Source organism: Acinetobacter sp. PW68 (assembly GCF_020982655.1).
Lineage (GTDB): Bacteria > Pseudomonadota > Gammaproteobacteria > Pseudomonadales > Moraxellaceae > Acinetobacter > Acinetobacter towneri_A.
In genome coordinates this window covers 2,393,253-2,406,738 of record NZ_JAHZSX010000001.1, presented here as the reverse complement: position 1 = coordinate 2,406,738, position 13,486 = coordinate 2,393,253, and the positions used below count along the sequence as shown (strand labels likewise).

Genomic DNA, 13,486 nt, shown 5'->3' with positions numbered 1-13,486 from the left:
TCAATCATGAAAACGATTAAAGTTACCCAGACTAAATCTGCATCGCACCGCTTGAAAAATCACAAGCTTAGCCTTAAAGGTTTAGGTCTGCGTCGTATTGGTCATACTGTAGAAGTGCAAGATACGCCTTCTAACCGTGGTATGATCAACCAAGTCTACTATATGGTTAGTGTAGAGGAATAAGCCATGACTCTGCGTTTAAATGAACTTGCACCTGCAGAAGGTGCTAAGCGTGAAGCCCGTCGTCTAGGCCGTGGTATCGGTTCTGGCGTTGGTAAGACTGGTGGTCGTGGTATCAAAGGTCAAAACTCACGTAAGAGCGGTGGTACACGTCCAGGATTCGAAGGTGGTCAAACTGCGTTATATCGTCGTTTACCTAAATTCGGTTTCACTAGCCAAATCGCTTTGAAAACTGCTGAAGTACGTTTATCTGAGCTTGCTAAAGTGGAAGGCGACATTGTTAGCCTTGAAACTTTAAAAGCAGCGAACGTTGTACGTAAAGATATGGCTCGTGCTCGTATCGTACTTTCTGGTGAAATTACTCGCGCATTCACTATTCAAGGTGTTGCTGTGACTAAAGGCGCTAAAGCTGCTGTTGAAGCGGCTGGCGGTAAAGTCGAGGAGTAATCCCCAGTGTCTATGTCTCCTAGTTCTTCAGGTCATGTTCACATGATGAAAGGCCAACCATTTCACGTGAAATACCGTGAAATTATACGCCGAATGATGTTTCTCATTGGTGCGTTGTTGGTATTTCGACTAGGAGCGCATATTCCAGTACCAGGCATTAATAATGCTGCACTTGAACAATTGTTTAATGCAAACCAAGGTACAATCCTTGGTTTGTTTAACATGTTTTCGGGTGGTGCATTAGAGCGGATGTCGATTCTTGCTTTAGGGATCATGCCATACATTTCTGCTTCGATTATCGTACAGTTGATGTCTACCGTGGTTCCTTCGCTTGAAGCCTTGAAAAAAGAAGGCGAGCAAGGCAAACGCAAAATTAATCAATATACGCGCCAAGGTACGTTGTTCCTTGCACTTGTGCAAGCGATCGGGATGTGTGCAGGTTTGATTGGTCAAGGTATTACCTTAACTTCAGGCCTAGCTTTTTACGTTCCAGCTGTGACCTCTTTGGTTGCAGGCACAATGTTCCTAATGTGGTTGGGTGAACAAATTACCGAACGCGGAGTGGGTAATGGTATTTCCATGATCATTTTCGCAGGTATTGTTGCGGGCTTGCCTAATTTAATTATGCAATCCTTCACATCTATTGACAGTGGTCAGTCAAGCCTGATTGGTTTGGTAATTTTTGGTTTATTGTCTTTAGGTGTACTTGCAGCAATTGTGTTTATTGAGAAGGCGCAGCGTCGTATTCCAGTAAACTATGCACAAAAACAACAAGGTCGTCGTGTATTTACTGCTCAGCAAACGCATTTGCCATTAAAAATTAATATGGCAGGTGTGATCCCAGCAATTTTTGCCAGTTCATTGCTTCTGTTCCCAGCGAGCTTAGGTCAATGGGTCGGCAGTGCTGATCCAAATGCTGGGTTAATCAAGCGTAGTCTACAAGACTTGGCATTGGTATTGTCGCCTGGACAACCGTTGTATTTGGTGCTCTTTGGTGCGTTAATTATCTTTTTCTGTTACTTCTACACTGCGCTAGTTTTTAGCCCCAAAGAAGTTTCGGAAAACTTGAAACGCAGCGGAGCTTATGTGCCTGGTATTCGCCCAGGTGAGCAAACTGCTCGTTACTTAGATCATATTCTCAGTCGTTTGACCTTTATTGGCGCGATTTACATCACTGTAGTCTGCTTAATGCCGATGATTCTACAAAGCTCATTTGGAATTCCATTTAGCTTAGGTGGTACATCATTATTAATCGTTGTAGTGGTTGTGATGGACTTTATGGCTCAGCTTCAAGCACATCTCACCTCGCACCAGTACGATAATCAAACGTTAATGAGAAAAACGACTGCTCATCCTAAGGGATAAGCGCACTTAGAGGTTTCATCATGAAAGTACAAGCTTCTGTAAAGAAAATTTGTGGTAGCTGCAAAGTTATCCGTCGTAATGGGGTTATTCGCGTAATTTGCAGCGCAGAACCTCGTCATAAGCAGCGTCAAGGTTAATTTGATTAAGACCTGTTGATTTCAGTAGGCTAATTAGGTTATTATCCGCCCCTCAAGATTTTTGTGGGGCGGTTGATTATCTTAACTGCCTTTTTGGAGAAAATTGAATGGCTCGTATTGCCGGTGTAAACATTCCGGATAACAAGCACGCTGTTATCTCTCTCACTTATATCTTTGGTATTGGTCGTCACACTGCTAAGACTATCTTAGCTGCTGCTGGTATCGCGCCAACAACAAAGATCCGTGAATTAGATGACGCTCAGCTTGATGCGATTCGTGCAGAAGTTGCTAAGGTTCCGACCGAAGGTGACTTACGTCGCGAAATTTCCATGAACATTAAACGTTTAATGGATTTAGGCTGCTACCGCGGTCTTCGTCATCGTCGCAGCTTGCCTGTCCGTGGTCAACGCACCAAAACTAACGCACGTACCCGTAAAGGTCCGCGCAAACCGATTAAGAAATAAGATTTCTGGAAGCTAAAAGATGGCTAAAGATACTCGCACACGCAAGAAGGTCACTCGTACCGTCTCTGAAGGTGTTGCACACATTCACGCTTCTTTTAATAACACCATTGTGACCATTACCGATCGTCAAGGTAATGCACTGGCTTGGGCTACCTCAGGTGGACAAGGCTTCCGTGGATCACGTAAATCAACTCCGTTCGCTGCTCAGGTAGCTGCTGAAGTTGCTGGTAAAGCTGCTTTAGATTACGGTTTGAAAAACTTGGACGTCCTTGTGAAAGGTCCTGGTCCAGGTCGTGAGTCTGCGGTTCGTGCATTAGGTGCAGTGGGTTATAAAATTAACAGCATTACCGATGTGACTCCAATCCCTCACAACGGTTGCCGTCCACCTAAAAAACGTCGCGTGTAAGGAGAAACATTCATGGCTCGTTATATTGGTCCAAAATGCAAACTCTCTCGCCGCGAAGGGACAGACCTGCAACTAAAATCTGGCGTTAAACCATTTGACGTCAAAACTAAAAAACACGCTAAAGCTCCTGGCCAACATGGCGGGGCTCGTGGTGGTAAGCAATCTGAGTACTCACTACAATTACGTGAAAAACAAAAAGTACGTCGTATGTACGGTGTTTTAGAGCGTCAATTTAGTAACTACTATAAAGAAGCTGCTCGTGTGAAAGGTGCAACAGGTGAAAACTTGTTGAAATTGCTCGAAAGCCGTCTTGATAACGTTGTTTATCGCATGGGTTTTGGTTCTACACGTGCAGAAGCTCGTCAGCTTGTATCTCACCGTAGCATTACTTTAAATGGTCGTCGTGTTAACATTGCGTCTATTCAAGTTAAAGCTGGTGATGTAATTGCAGTTCACGAAGGTGCAAAACAACAATTACGTATTAAAAACGCAATTGAATTGGCTGCTCAACGTGGTATCCCTTCATGGATGGAAGTTGACCATTCTAAGCTTGAAGGTACGTTCAAAGCTGCACCAGATCGTTCTGATTTACCTGCTGAAATCAACGAAAGCTTGATTGTAGAATTGTATTCTAAATAATCCTTGAGGTAGCAATAATGACGCGTACTGCAAATGAGTTTCTAACTCCGCAAGCGATCAAGGTCGAAGCGGCAAGCGGGACCTCGGCAAAAGTTATTCTAGAACCATTAGAGCGTGGCTTTGGTCATACTCTTGGTAATGCTTTACGTCGCATCCTTCTTTCTTCTTTACCTGGCGCAGCTGTGGTAGAAGTTGAAATTGAAGGTGTCGAGCACGAGTACAGTACTTTGGAAGGCTTGCAGCAGGACATCGTCGAGCTCTTGCTGAACCTGAAAGGATTGTCTATTAAGCTGTTCGATCAAAATGAAGCTTATTTGACATTGGAAAAACAAGGTCCAGGCGATGTTACTGCTGCAGACCTTCGTTTACCTCATAATGTTGAAGTGGTTAACCCTGAACACTTGATCGGCACTTTAAGTGCTACAGGCAATTTAAAAATGCGCCTGAAAGTTGCTCAAGGTCGTGGTTATGAAACATCTGACTCACGTTTCCCAGAAGGCGAAACTCGCCCTGTAGGTCGTTTGCAGTTAGATGCTTCTTATAGCCCAATCAAACGTGTGTCTTACATCGTAGAAAATGCGCGTGTAGAACAACGTACTGACCTTGACAAGTTGATCATTGATCTTGAAACCAATGGTACAGTTGATCCAGAAGAAGCGATCCGCAAAGCGGCAACAATCTTGCAACAACAAATTGCAATTTTTGTTGATCTTCAGAAAGATCAAACTCCTGTTGCTCAAGAGCCTCGTGAAGAAGTTGACCCTATCTTGCTTCGTCCAGTAGATGATCTAGAGCTTACTGTTCGTTCTGCTAACTGTTTGAAAGCAGAAAATATTTACTACATTGGTGATCTTGTACAGCGTACTGAAGTTGAGCTACTTAAAACGCCTAACTTGGGTAAAAAATCGCTTACAGAGATCAAAGATGTTCTGGCTTCTAAAGGCTTACAGCTCGGCATGCGTTTAGAGAACTGGCCACCGGCTAGTCTCCGTATGGACGATCGTTTCGCCTATCGTAGCCGTTAATTAAGTAGGACTATCACCATGCGTCATCGTAATAGTGGTGTGAAATTAGGCCGTACAAGCAGCCATCGCAAAGCGATGTTCCAAAACTTGGCTAATTCTTTGTTCGAACACGAGTTAATCAAAACAACTGTTCCTAAAGCAAAAGAATTACGTCGTGTTGCTGAGCCTTTAATCACTTTAGCTAAAAACGATACAGTAGCAAACCGTCGTTTAGCGTTTGCTCGTACTCGTTCAGCAGCAACTGTTGGTAAATTATTTACCGTTCTTGGCCCTCGTTACAAAGAGCGTAACGGCGGTTATCTACGTGTTCTTAAAGCGGGCTTCCGTGCGGGTGATGCTGCACCGATGGCTTACGTTGAGCTTGTAGATCGCGAAGTTAAATAATTTCGCCAAGAATAACGCACGTTGTTCAGAAAAAGGCCGGTTTTACCGGTCTTTTTTTATGAAAAAAATAAGTTCAATATCAAAAATATTAAATTGTCCCGAATTGATATAAATTTAAGTGACTTTTGCTTAACTTGACATTGTGTATTGTCAAATATGTGCTTTAATAAAAAACATGATTCAAACTGGATAATAAACATGGATAAGCAGGTTGATATATTAATTATTGGGGCAGGGATTTCTGGCATTGGTTTAGCTGCACATTTGATTCAGAAGTGCCCACAGCGTTCTTTTGAAATTATTGAGCGTCGTCAAAATATTGGTGGCACTTGGGATTTATTTCAATATCCTGGTATTCGTTCTGATTCGGATATGTCGACCTTTGGTTATAATTTTAAACCTTGGAAAAAAACCAATGTACTTGCCGATGGTGCATCTATTAAAGGCTATTTAGCGGAAGTCATTCAAGAAAAAGCCTTGCATTCAAAAATTCATTTTCAGCATCGTGTGCTATCTGCCAATTATAATTCTCAAACACGAAATTGGACACTACGTATTGAAAATGCAGCACAGCAGATTGAAAATTGGGTGGCTAATTTTGTTATAGGCTGTACAGGATATTACAATTACGATCATGGTTTTCAGCCAGATTTCCCGAATCAGCAGGCATTTAAAGGCACATTTATCCACCCACAGCACTGGCCTGAGAATTTAGACTATCGTGGTAAAAAGGTGTTAATTATAGGCAGTGGTGCAACAGCCATTACCTTGGTACCTGCTATGTCGAAAGGTGGTGCAGCGCATGTCACTATGCTACAACGCTCACCGACTTATATAGCTTCTGTGCCTGCAATGGACTTCGTTTATCAGCAAATGCGTAAAGTTTTGCCTGAAGATATTGCATATAAAATCACCCGTGCACGTAACATTGGCATGCAACGCGCCATTTATGTTTTAGCGCAAAAGCAGCCGAAATTACTGCGTACTTTGTTATTGAAATCCATCCAAATCCAGCTCAAGGGCAAGGTAGATATGAAGCATTTCACGCCACATTATAATCCGTGGGATCAACGTTTATGTGTCGTGCCCGATGGTGATTTATTTAAGATTTTGCGCGAAGGTCATGCCTCGATTGAAACGGATCTAATAAATAGATTTACCGAAACTGGTGTGCAATTAAAATCAGGTAAGCATTTGGATGCTGATATTATTGTGTCTGCTACTGGTTTGAATATTCAAATTCTAGGCGGTATTCAAGCCACGATTGATGGTGAACCTTTGGACACATCGAAGCACATGCTATATCAAGGTGTGATGCTGAGTGATGTACCGAATATTGCAATGATTATTGGCTATATTAATGCGTCTTGGACACTGAAAGTGGATGTGGCTGCTGATTATATTTGTCGTTTGCTCAATTATATGGATCGACAAGGTTATGACGAGGTAATTCCTCAAGGTGACCAAACAGAGTTATTGGAAGATACGGTAATGGGCAGTTTGAGTTCGGGCTATATCGCACGTGCTGCTGATGTGATGCCGAAGCAAGGCAAACATGCACCATGGCGAGTGACAAATAACTACTTAGAAGATCGCAAAACCTTAAAACAGGCAAGTTTTGAAGATGGTATTTTAAAGTTCAAACAGACTGTGCCTGTACAGCTGCGTAAACCTAAATTAGTATCTTAAATTGTCGGGTGCGAAAGTTGTATGATTATGATGCAAGGGATTTAAAATCTCTTGCGCCATTTTCATGTTGTGGTAGATATTTTATAAAGAACGTGAAATCAGCTCTTTCATAATTTCATTGGTACCTGCATAAATACGATTGGCCCGATTGTCTAAGTAAGCACGTGCAATTGGATACTCAAGCATATAACCATAGCCACCATGCAGTTGTAGACATTCATCTACCACTTTGGAATACATCTCTGAAATTTTATATTTGGCAGCTGCAGCAGCTTCGACACTGAGTTGTTCTTGAAGTTGTGACAGCATACATTGATCTAAAAAAGCACGACAAAAATCAATTTCGGTGCGTAATTCTGCCAGTTTAAAGCGTGTATTTTGAAAGCTTTGGATGCTTTTGCCAAAGGCTTGTCGTTGCTGAGTATATTGCAGTGTATGCGCAAAAGCAGCTTCCGCACCTGCTTGACAAATTATCGCGACAATCAAGCGCTCCCAAGCCAGTTCTTTCATCAACATGATAAAGCCCATGCCTTCTGTGCCTAATAAATTGCTGCGAGGCACGCGGACATTATCAAAAAATAATTCGCAAGTGTCCTGACCTTTCATGCCAATTTTATTCAGTGGTTTGCCTTTGCTAAATCCAGCTCGATCCGCTTCTACCAGTATTAAAGACAGATTGGCTGAACCTTTGTCTGTGTTCGCTGTTTTACACACCACAATCGCCATGTCGCATAAATAGCCGTTGGTAATAAAAATTTTAGAACCATTAATCAAGTATTCATCGCCATCCAATACCGCAGAGGTGCGTACAGCTTGTAAGTCTGAACCTGTACCGGGTTCAGTCATGGCAATCGCGGTGATCACTTCGCCAGTTGCCATACGAGGTAACCAGTGTTGTTTTTGTTCAGTCGTGCCAAAGTTATGAATGTAATTGGCAACAATATCTGAATGCAGTGAAAAACCTGTGGCACTGTCGCCTGCATAAGCTTGTTCTTCAATCAAAATCATGCTGTATAAGCGGTCTACCCCTGAACCTGCATATTCTTCAGGCATGGTGCTACACAGCAAACCCAAAGCACCTGCTTTACGCCAAAGCTCACGATCTACATGCTGCTGTGCTTCAAATTTTTCAGTATGGGGGATGACTTCTTGTAAATAGAATTTTCGTACCAAATCACGAAAACTGTCGTGTTCAGTATTGAATAAGGTGCGCGGCAACATATTAGCAATGGGGCGAATAGCGGCAGATTGCATTGTTTCATCTTCCTGATGTTGTTATTTTGAATTCACCTTAGAAGAATTCATAGGGGTGAACAAGGTGCAAAAGTTTCAATTGCAGATGCAATATGATGCTTTTGGTCAATGCTGCATAAAAGTCATCGAAACTTTAAAAGGGGTCGGTTAAACTAGCCTGAGTTTATTTTGAATGGGGAATCCGCATGAGTGATGACATCAGCTTAGAAGAACGCAAAGTGATTTACCGTGCCCGTCGTGGTTTAAAGGAAATTGATGTCTATTTTGACCCGTATGTGAAAAATCATTATCTGACTGCCAGTGCGGAAGAAAAACAAATGTTTGCCGATTTGGTTGAGCAGGAAGACCCAGATTTATTGGATTGGTTTATGGAAGTGTCTGAGCCACCACGTCCTGAGTTGAAAGATTTTATTCGTAAACTGAAACATTATGTGCATGGCTAAACAGCAGTTTCAGCTGAAACCTAGTCTCATCGCAATAGTGTTTCAGCTGATGATCGCTCTACTCATCGTTTGGCTTTTGCTGCAAATGTTAACGCCATGGCTAAGCGTTATATGTATTGTCATTATAGGTTGGACATATTTTAAGTTTGTTCGTGCAAACCGAATTCTTGGCTTAGATCAATTAGATGACCGTGAATGGTCAATTTCCTATCTCGTGCCTCGTGTAGTATCACAACAGATTAAAAGTACAGCTCGTCAAACAGAAATTCAGCGTGTGGAATTGCATCAGGTGATAGATCATCAAATTTATATCGTCTTGGAATTTCAGCAAGCTGTTAAACCTGTGGTGATTTGGTGTGATCAGGTTTCTAAGACGCAGTGGAAAGCGCTAAAAGTATTGGCGAAAATGTTCTAATTTGCAGACAGTTGTATATTTTTATTAATTAAAAAAACAATAATTATCATAATGATAAAATTATCATCTATTTTTCATGCCCTGACCAGTCATTTTATATTGGCATATAAGATTACACCAATCGCTATTTTCAGTTATATTAACTCTAGACAATTGTAGATCAATAGCAATCACATTGCTGAAATGCACAGATTTAAATTTGACTAAAAGATTTTTTAAGATAAGCCCGAATTGGGCACCAGTTAATAAGTAGCATGTGCTGAACCGTCGCAATGCTACTTTTTTTTGCCTAAATTTTGTCGGATGACAGATTTTGGTCAATTTTAGTCACTTTAAAACATGGCACAGTTATCCATCTGAAGCAGCAAGTAGTCGCTTTTATTCAGATATTGCTTCTGCTATGTTTGTTGCAATGGACATAAACACAATTATAGAGGACAGGAAAATGTCGCAAGTCCAAAAAATAGGCCAGGGTGTGGCCGTATTTGCAATCACAAGTTTATTATTATCAGGTTGTTCACAAGTGATCAAAACAGGAGCCAATGTCGCTCTTGGATTTACTGAAAAACATATCGTGCCGCCTATTTTAGCAATGGAAGATGCTGAAATGGTGTGTAATTCTGGTAATTCTTTAACCCCCGCCATTATGGCCACCAAAGATATGGGCGCAGACCCAACCCGTGTTGCGGTACTGATGTACTCGGCGGCAGGCATTTGTGCCGAAGAAAAAGCTTTAGATGCTGAATTGCGTTATTTACGTGCAGCAAAAGCAGGGCAAGTGGGCGAAGCGCAAGATGCGCGGATTCAGCAAAAGCGTTGGGCAGCTTTGGCTGCACAGCGTCAATACACAGGCTATCAATTATTTCAGCATCGTTGGGAAAAGAAATACCGGAAACCTTTGGGCGAAGGTTGTCCAAAAATGAACAGTGATATTGATCAAACCGTGTATATGTTGGGGATGTTGAGTGGCTTGCAAGCCATGACCAATGATATTAATTCAGGCGGGGCAGTGCATGTGCCTAAAGACATTGCCGCGATTGTTGAACGTGGCATGACCTGTTTAAATAATGAAAAATTCTGGGGTGCACCAGAGGCCACACGTGCAGTAATATGGACTTTGCTTCCTGGTGCGGGAGATGGTAAACCTGATCCTTATCAAACCTTAAAGCAGTCGATGCAAATTGGTGAAAATAAAGGCGTGCGTTTATCACACGCTTTATATGCGGTTGCTGCCCAAGCCAGTGGTGAAGATGCCAAAATCCGCGATGCACTCAAAGCCTTTTCTAATGCACGCAGTGACGAAAAACCTGTAAATCCACAATTTAAATTGATTGATGCCATGGCGGGAAGCATGGTACAAGGAATTTCAGACCGTTACTGGACTGAACATACAGGTGTGCGTACGGGTGATCAGCAACGTTTCTGGGATGAGCAAGATGATTCATCTGAATTAGATGATTTATTTAATGAGGATACGGCAGCTCAATTGTAAAAATATCAAGATTGCCCAATTCAATATAGACAAGAAGTTTTAGGATTGGGCAATCCGTTTGCCGAAGCACATAACAAGAATAATTTGGAGGATGCAAGCGCCTATGCAATATTCATCTCAATTTCTCAGTCGAAAAATTGTGTTTATTGCGGCATGTATGTCGGTTTCGGCATGTTTGCAGATTTTTGCAGAGCATTTTATTTATTGGTCTACACATTTATTGGATGAATTCTGGCGTTTATGGACAGGGCATTGGGTGCATGTGGGTTGGATTCATTATTTACTCAATATGATCGCCTTTGCCTGTTTACCTTTTATTTTCCCGCATGCCAAAATAGGGCATTTTGTGGCGCTTTTGCTGCTACTACCGCCAGCGATTAGTCTGAGTTTCTTTTACTTGCTTACCGATGTTGATGCCTATGCAGGGCTTTCTGGGGTATTGCATGGTGCTTATGTGGCGGTGGCGTGTGTGCATTTGCTCTATAAAAAAGAACGTGGTTTTGCCGCATTGGTCTTGCTGCTTATTTTATCTAAATTGATTTGGGAAAATACTTTGGGCAGTTTGGGTACAGCAGAATTAATCGGAAGTCCTGTATTAGTTGAGGCACATTTATTGGGAGTGATTTGGGGAGTAATTTTTGCACTCGCTTATATTGGTTGGGTCTATTGCATTGATTCGCATTAAATTTACATCGGAAAGGACTCACAAAAAATCTCACAATTGACCATTTTTACTTAAAAGAAAATCTATATTGTCATTTTAAAAATAACGACGTTCATTCACATTTAAACTGAATGCAAAAATGCTCGATGGAAGATGGATATTCCGTTGAATAAGGACAGACAGAAATTCGAGTGTCTCGGTTTCTGCATAGAATAAAAACAGGAAAATATATGCACAATAACGGACAACGCAGGTCTGGCTTGGCTTTGCTCAGACATATATGGACAGAATGGATTTCTACATTCGTTATTTTGATCTTGTTGCTACTGACCCTCGTTATTGGTACAGGTGAAATGGTACATGGTCAGTTGTTGCGTATGGGTGAACGACTATATGGTGATCCTGCAACGGGTATGCAGTATTCGTTTTTGCGTGCCGAACCCACTACACCTGACTGCGAACGCAACCCCAATATCGATGCGCAGGTACATGCCCAAATGCAAGCCAATGCTGCTGATGAGTTTGCCGATATTTTTGGCACTGCCTCTGAATCCGATGTCCGCGCTTCCATTTTGGCAGCCAAACAAATTTGTGAAGAAAAATTTCAATTTCATGATCAGGCGATTCAGCATATTCAAGCCCATCCAAGCTTGAAAATGTATCGAAACATTGAAACCTCTTTTTTTGGTATTTTTAAATTTGGTACTGAAAACCGTGCCATTTTATTGGTGTTGATGGTGGTCTTTGCCGCGATCAGTGCCACTTTAAAAACCCATCACATTGGTTTACGTGGCCCTGCGACCAAAATTGATTTTATGGTGTATTCGACTTTAATGGTGGTGGCGAATGGTTTCTTAACCTCGTCAAGTATCAGTCAATATCGTTCAGTACTCGATTCAGGCGTGCCAATGAGTGGTGAAACGCAAATCATTTACTGGATGTGGATGATTCTGTTTGCAACTCTGACTTTAATTAGTTTATTCCAGCTTATTAAGCCACCTGCACCGACCCGTGAAGGCGGTAGTTTAGGTCTTGCTTTCCTGAGTGTACCTTTGTATGCCTATATGGCAATTAGTACAGGTTTCTCCTTTACCTTCCTGATGGACTATCCAATGGGGCAAGGGATATACCTGGGCCAGTTGGTCGAATTCTCTAGTATTTTCTTGAACTTGGCTTTGTTTATTTGGGCGGGGATGTTGCTCAAACAAACCCGAATTGTGGATTTGTTCCTGAATATTCTTCGACCGTGGAATTTGGCACCTGAAACCTTGACTTGGCTGATTTTGATTGCCGCAGCATTGCCGACGGCTTATACCGGTGCATCGGGGATTTTTGTCATTGCCGCAGGTGCGATCATTTATAAAGAGGTTTGGAATGCGGGTGGACGACGTCAGTTTGCATTAGCGGCAACTGCCATGTCGGGTTCAATGGGGGTGGTGCTTCGCCCTTGCCTATTAATTGTTGTGGTGGCATCGCTGAACAAAGAAGTCACAACGGACATGCTATATCACTATGGTTTGTATGTGTTTCTCTTGACTTCAACCCTGTTTTTAGTGATTTCGTTGTTCTTTGCTGAAAATAAATTCCGCATTGCTGCACCAAGAATAGCTGCGCCATTGTCCCTACGTGCTATTGGCCCTGTAATGCCCTATATCCTTATTTTTGTGTTGATTTGGCTGTTCTATAAATATGCTTTAGACACCAATATGAATGAATTTACTGCTCCTGTCATGATGCCGGTTATTTTATTGATGATGGTGCTATTTGATAAATTGCGCCATGAACCTGCACCTATTCCAGCCATGGGGCAGTGGGATCAGAGTTTTGATTATAAGCCTACAGCACAACAGACAACAGCTTCATCTGAGCGTTCATTATTGACCGCACCTGATTCACCATTGCGTCAATATGGTTTTTTCAAAGCACTGCATTTATCGACCAGTGAAACGGTGGGTCATATTGGGGCATTGGTGATTTTGATGGCGCTTTCAGTCAGTGTGGGCGGCTATTTAGAACGCATTGAAATTATGGAAGCGTTTCCAACAGACATTAGCAGCATCTTTATTGTGATTAGCCTGATTGTTGCCCTCATGATTTTTGTGGGCATGATTATGGATCCATTCGGTGCGGTGATTCTAATTTCTGCAACGGTTGCGCCTGTAGCTTATCAATATGGGATTCATCCTGCGCATTTCTGGATGATTACCCTAATTGGTTTTGAATTAGGCTATGTGACGCCACCTGTAGCGCTGAATCACTTATTGGCAAGGCAGTCGATTGGAGATGAAGAAGTCGCTGCAGCCGATGCAGAAGTTCGTCATAAATCGTTCTATTATCGTTATGAGCGTTGGATTTTGCCTATGATTGTGATGCTTCCTGCGATGTTGATTATTGCCTATGCACCGTATGCATTTAAGCTATTCGGCTGGTATGAATAAGCACATGGATACTTAATCACTGTCATCTTATTATTTAACAGCAC

16 protein-coding genes are annotated in these 13,486 nt (G+C 42.1%); 15 read left to right on the top strand and 1 reads right to left on the bottom strand.

Going from position 1 to position 13,486, the window contains the following annotated elements:
• The first annotated feature begins 6 nt into the window (after positions 1–6).
• The 10 genes from rpmD (at position 7) to K1T76_RS11390 (ending at position 6,736) form a co-directional block, all read left to right on the top strand.
• Positions 7–183 (top strand): 50S ribosomal protein L30, encoded by a 177-nt coding sequence (gene rpmD / locus K1T76_RS11435; protein WP_004786899.1) that lies wholly within the window; start codon positions 7–9, stop codon positions 181–183.
• 3 nt (positions 184–186) lie between these two features.
• Positions 187–627: a 50S ribosomal protein L15 gene (gene rplO / locus K1T76_RS11430; protein ID WP_004974728.1), complete on the top strand. Its 441-nt coding sequence runs from the start codon at positions 187–189 to the stop codon at positions 625–627.
• A gap of 45 nt (positions 628–672) precedes the next feature.
• The gene (gene secY / locus K1T76_RS11425) at positions 673–1,992 is read left to right on the top strand and encodes a preprotein translocase subunit SecY (protein WP_230245658.1); all 1,320 of its coding nucleotides are present in this window, start codon (positions 673–675) and stop codon (positions 1,990–1,992) included.
• Between the two features lie 20 nt (positions 1,993–2,012).
• The gene (rpmJ, locus tag K1T76_RS11420) at positions 2,013–2,129 is read left to right on the top strand and encodes a 50S ribosomal protein L36 (protein ID WP_000867907.1); all 117 of its coding nucleotides are present in this window, start codon (positions 2,013–2,015) and stop codon (positions 2,127–2,129) included.
• 107 nt (positions 2,130–2,236) lie between these two features.
• Entirely contained in the window at positions 2,237–2,593 is a 357-nt protein-coding gene (rpsM, locus tag K1T76_RS11415) for a 30S ribosomal protein S13 (protein WP_004974734.1), read from the top strand.
• 19 nt (positions 2,594–2,612) lie between these two features.
• Positions 2,613–2,999, top strand: a complete 387-nt coding sequence (gene rpsK, locus K1T76_RS11410; RefSeq protein ID WP_001040166.1) for a 30S ribosomal protein S11 — start codon at positions 2,613–2,615, stop codon at positions 2,997–2,999.
• A 12-nt stretch (positions 3,000–3,011) separates the two neighbouring features.
• Positions 3,012–3,638 carry a 30S ribosomal protein S4 gene (gene rpsD / locus K1T76_RS11405; protein ID WP_004786890.1) on the top strand — a complete coding sequence of 209 codons (627 nt, stop codon included), beginning with the start codon at positions 3,012–3,014 and terminating at the stop codon, positions 3,636–3,638.
• A 17-nt stretch (positions 3,639–3,655) separates the two neighbouring features.
• Positions 3,656–4,663, top strand: a complete 1,008-nt coding sequence (locus K1T76_RS11400; RefSeq protein WP_230245409.1) for a DNA-directed RNA polymerase subunit alpha — start codon at positions 3,656–3,658, stop codon at positions 4,661–4,663.
• Between the two features lie 18 nt (positions 4,664–4,681).
• Complete coding sequence (gene rplQ / locus K1T76_RS11395; protein ID WP_004974746.1) at positions 4,682–5,047, top strand: 50S ribosomal protein L17; 366 nt, start codon at positions 4,682–4,684, stop codon at positions 5,045–5,047.
• A 198-nt stretch (positions 5,048–5,245) separates the two neighbouring features.
• Positions 5,246–6,736 carry a flavin-containing monooxygenase gene (locus K1T76_RS11390; RefSeq protein ID WP_230245408.1) on the top strand — a complete coding sequence of 497 codons (1,491 nt, stop codon included), beginning with the start codon at positions 5,246–5,248 and terminating at the stop codon, positions 6,734–6,736.
• An 81-nt stretch (positions 6,737–6,817) separates the two neighbouring features.
• On the opposite strand, the gene K1T76_RS11385 is transcribed toward K1T76_RS11390, so the two are convergent.
• Positions 6,818–7,990 carry an acyl-CoA dehydrogenase family protein gene (locus K1T76_RS11385; RefSeq protein ID WP_019836856.1) on the bottom strand — a complete coding sequence of 391 codons (1,173 nt, stop codon included), beginning with the start codon at positions 7,988–7,990 and terminating at the stop codon, positions 6,818–6,820.
• A gap of 185 nt (positions 7,991–8,175) precedes the next feature.
• Between K1T76_RS11385 and K1T76_RS11380 the strand changes: the two genes are divergently transcribed.
• The 5 genes from K1T76_RS11380 to K1T76_RS11360 all read left to right on the top strand — a co-directional run bounded on the left by K1T76_RS11380 (position 8,176) and on the right by K1T76_RS11360 (position 13,442).
• Entirely contained in the window at positions 8,176–8,433 is a 258-nt protein-coding gene (locus K1T76_RS11380; RefSeq protein ID WP_004974752.1) for an FAD assembly factor SdhE, read from the top strand.
• A 49-nt stretch (positions 8,434–8,482) separates the two neighbouring features.
• A complete protein-coding gene (locus K1T76_RS11375; RefSeq protein ID WP_230245407.1) occupies positions 8,483–8,848 on the top strand; it encodes a hypothetical protein in 366 nt (121 codons plus the stop codon).
• A 445-nt stretch (positions 8,849–9,293) separates the two neighbouring features.
• On the top strand, positions 9,294–10,340 hold the full coding sequence (locus tag K1T76_RS11370; RefSeq protein ID WP_004974758.1) for a hypothetical protein: 1,047 nt from the start codon (positions 9,294–9,296) through the stop codon (positions 10,338–10,340).
• Positions 10,341–10,443: 103 nt separating this feature from the next.
• Entirely contained in the window at positions 10,444–11,025 is a 582-nt protein-coding gene (gene rrtA, locus K1T76_RS11365; protein WP_070153792.1) for a rhombosortase, read from the top strand.
• 209 nt (positions 11,026–11,234) lie between these two features.
• Positions 11,235–13,442: a TRAP transporter large permease subunit gene (locus tag K1T76_RS11360; protein ID WP_019836851.1), complete on the top strand. Its 2,208-nt coding sequence runs from the start codon at positions 11,235–11,237 to the stop codon at positions 13,440–13,442.
• Positions 13,443–13,486: the final 44 nt, after the last annotated feature.

What these genes read in the sequence shown, in the direction of transcription:
- rpmD (WP_004786899.1), top strand. Translation starts at nt 7, where the DNA reads ATGAAAACGATTAAAGTTACCCAGACTAAATCTGCATCGCACCGCTTG.
- rplO (WP_004974728.1), top strand. Translation starts at nt 187, where the DNA reads ATGACTCTGCGTTTAAATGAACTTGCACCTGCAGAAGGTGCTAAGCGT.
- secY (WP_230245658.1), top strand. Translation starts at nt 673, where the DNA reads ATGAAAGGCCAACCATTTCACGTGAAATACCGTGAAATTATACGCCGA.
- rpmJ (WP_000867907.1), top strand. Translation starts at nt 2,013, where the DNA reads ATGAAAGTACAAGCTTCTGTAAAGAAAATTTGTGGTAGCTGCAAAGTT.
- rpsM (WP_004974734.1), top strand. Translation starts at nt 2,237, where the DNA reads ATGGCTCGTATTGCCGGTGTAAACATTCCGGATAACAAGCACGCTGTT.
- rpsK (WP_001040166.1), top strand. Translation starts at nt 2,613, where the DNA reads ATGGCTAAAGATACTCGCACACGCAAGAAGGTCACTCGTACCGTCTCT.
- rpsD (WP_004786890.1), top strand. Translation starts at nt 3,012, where the DNA reads ATGGCTCGTTATATTGGTCCAAAATGCAAACTCTCTCGCCGCGAAGGG.
- K1T76_RS11400 (WP_230245409.1), top strand. Translation starts at nt 3,656, where the DNA reads ATGACGCGTACTGCAAATGAGTTTCTAACTCCGCAAGCGATCAAGGTC.
- rplQ (WP_004974746.1), top strand. Translation starts at nt 4,682, where the DNA reads ATGCGTCATCGTAATAGTGGTGTGAAATTAGGCCGTACAAGCAGCCAT.
- K1T76_RS11390 (WP_230245408.1), top strand. Translation starts at nt 5,246, where the DNA reads ATGGATAAGCAGGTTGATATATTAATTATTGGGGCAGGGATTTCTGGC.
- K1T76_RS11385 (WP_019836856.1), bottom strand. Translation starts at nt 7,990, where the DNA reads ATGCAATCTGCCGCTATTCGCCCCATTGCTAATATGTTGCCGCGCACC.
- K1T76_RS11380 (WP_004974752.1), top strand. Translation starts at nt 8,176, where the DNA reads ATGAGTGATGACATCAGCTTAGAAGAACGCAAAGTGATTTACCGTGCC.
- K1T76_RS11375 (WP_230245407.1), top strand. Translation starts at nt 8,483, where the DNA reads ATGATCGCTCTACTCATCGTTTGGCTTTTGCTGCAAATGTTAACGCCA.
- K1T76_RS11370 (WP_004974758.1), top strand. Translation starts at nt 9,294, where the DNA reads ATGTCGCAAGTCCAAAAAATAGGCCAGGGTGTGGCCGTATTTGCAATC.
- rrtA (WP_070153792.1), top strand. Translation starts at nt 10,444, where the DNA reads ATGCAATATTCATCTCAATTTCTCAGTCGAAAAATTGTGTTTATTGCG.
- K1T76_RS11360 (WP_019836851.1), top strand. Translation starts at nt 11,235, where the DNA reads ATGCACAATAACGGACAACGCAGGTCTGGCTTGGCTTTGCTCAGACAT.